Genomic DNA, 253 nt, shown 5'->3' with positions numbered 1-253 from the left:
TAATGCGACGCACTATTAATCTCGTGCAGGACGGCGTCGCAGTCGATTGACCCCCATCACCGCTCATCTGACAACGCCCGCCGACGCCGTCGCCCATCATGGCCGATTACAGGCCAAACGCCGTCTGGTGCTGCTGGCGCTGGCGGTCGGCTGCGTTGCTGCGCTTGCGCTGGACGTGATGGTGGGGCCGTCGTCCATGTCGCCCTGGCGCATTCTTGAGGGCCTGGTGCGGCCCTCGGTCCTGTCGCCGTCA

General features: G+C 65.6%; 1 protein-coding gene. It reads left to right on the top strand.

Translation table 11 applies throughout. The features are described 5' to 3' along the window. Positions 1-46: 46 nt before the first annotated feature. Positions 47-253, top strand: a 207-nt coding sequence (locus tag ACM0OW_RS25870; protein WP_414553586.1) for a hypothetical protein, incomplete at its 3' end; no start/stop codon positions are given.

The sequence above is a fragment of the Anabaena sp. CCY 0017 genome (genome assembly GCF_963920885.1).
GTDB lineage: Bacteria > Cyanobacteriota > Cyanobacteriia > Cyanobacteriales > Nostocaceae > Nodularia.
Note: the sequence above shows the minus strand (reverse complement) of the source record. Positions and strands in the feature narration are given on the sequence as shown.